Source organism: Mesorhizobium sp. M4A.F.Ca.ET.022.05.2.1, assembly GCF_003998845.1.
Taxonomy (GTDB): domain Bacteria; phylum Pseudomonadota; class Alphaproteobacteria; order Rhizobiales; family Rhizobiaceae; genus Mesorhizobium.
Window position 1 is genome coordinate 1 of record NZ_RZOJ01000692.1, and the last position, 1,574, is coordinate 1,574.

1 protein-coding gene is annotated in these 1,574 nt (G+C 62.8%); it reads left to right on the plus strand.

Features of this window, described 5'->3' with window-relative positions:
- Window positions 1-75: 75 nt before the first annotated feature.
- Window positions 76-1,260 (plus strand): glycosyltransferase family 1 protein, encoded by a 1,185-nt coding sequence (locus EN745_RS34610; protein ID WP_127423302.1) that lies wholly within the window; start codon window positions 76-78, stop codon window positions 1,258-1,260.
- Window positions 1,261-1,574: the final 314 nt, after the last annotated feature.

The following is a 1,574-nucleotide window of genomic DNA, read 5'->3' on the forward strand; positions in this document are numbered from 1 at the left end:
ATCAAGGGCGGCGAAGTCATTTCCTGTCTTTATGACACGGTTCCCCTGCGCTCGGCCGCCTTTTGCCATGAGGGCATGCCGCCCGCCTTCAGCGCATGGTTTCAGACGGCGCTGGCCTATTCGACCGGCTTTGTCTGCATCTCGCGCGCGGTCGCCGACGAATTGCTGGATCTGCTCGCGGGCATCCGGTTCCCGCGCCCGATGAAAGTCGGCTACTGGCAGCTTGGCGCGGACTTCGCCAAGGGGCCGACCGTATCCAAGCCGGCGCGCGCGAGCACAGGCGCGATGCGCCCCCGTTTCCTGATGGTCGGAACGCTGGAGCCGCGCAAAGGCCATCGCGTTGCGCTGGATGCCTTCGAGGCGTTGTGGGCCGACGGTTTTGACATCGAACTGATCATCGTCGGGAAAACCGGGTGGGGAACGGCGTATCTCGACGACCGCATCAGGCGCCATGCGGAGTTCGGCAAGCGCCTGCATCTGCACTCACAGGTCGACGATGGCGACCTGGCCACGCTTTACACTGGTTGCGACGCGCTGATCGCGGCCTCCTTCGCCGAAGGTTTCGGCCTGCCCATCGTCGAGGCGGGCCATTTCGGCAAGCCGGTGATAGCCAGCGACATTCCGGTGTTCCGGGAGGTGGGCAAGGGCGCGGCCGCCGCGTCCTTCTTCGAAGCCGGCTCTGCCGCCGCACTTGGCGCGGCGGTCAAGGACTTCCTGAACAGCACAGCCACGGCCAAGACCGGCGATGCCTCGTGGCCAACCTGGTCCGAGAGCGCCACACAGCTCGAAGATGTGGTCGTCGGGCAGAAATGGTACAAGCTCTACGAGCCGAAGGATCCAAGACCCCTCGCCCTGCGGACCGATCTCGGCACCACGCGGGTCATGGCGCCCCTCGAGGAAGAACAGCGCGCTCACCGTCTGGAGTTCGTGGAGGGCCCCTGCGCGACCGATGACGGCGCCGCGTTGAAGATCGTCGTCAATGTGACCAACCTCTCCGACACGGTCTGGTCGAGTCTCTGCGCAGCCGACGGACAGCTAGGCGTCACGCTGAGCTACCACGCGCTCGACGCTGCCGGCCAGTCAATCCAGTACAACAACGCGCGCACCAATATCCCGTTCGTTCTGGTGCCGGGCGACACGATCTACCTGGCTGTGAATGTACCGATGTCGCTGAAAAACAGCGGCGCCGAATTCGTCGAAATTGAACTCGTCCAGGAGGGAAACTGTTGGTTCGGCAACCCTCTTCGCGTGGCGTTGTAGTCGGCTCACAACCACCAACCTCGTTCAGCACGATCATTCTGCAGGTCACTTGTTTGTCGGCCCCAGCCAACGGCAGCCAACAGCGTCGAGACGGATAACTTTGCGGCCCCTGAGGGTTGGCTGGCGCCTGTCATTGTGTTGGCTGGTCGTTCATGCCATTCGAAAATGGTGACCCGGAAAGCGGAGTGGCTACAGAGCACATGTCGAACAGTCTGAAAACCCTGCTGGCGGGAGTTACCCTTTTTCCGCTGGTCCTTGTCGCCAATGGCGCAATTCCTGGCTACATGAGCCCGACTGCGGGACAGGCGTTCTGG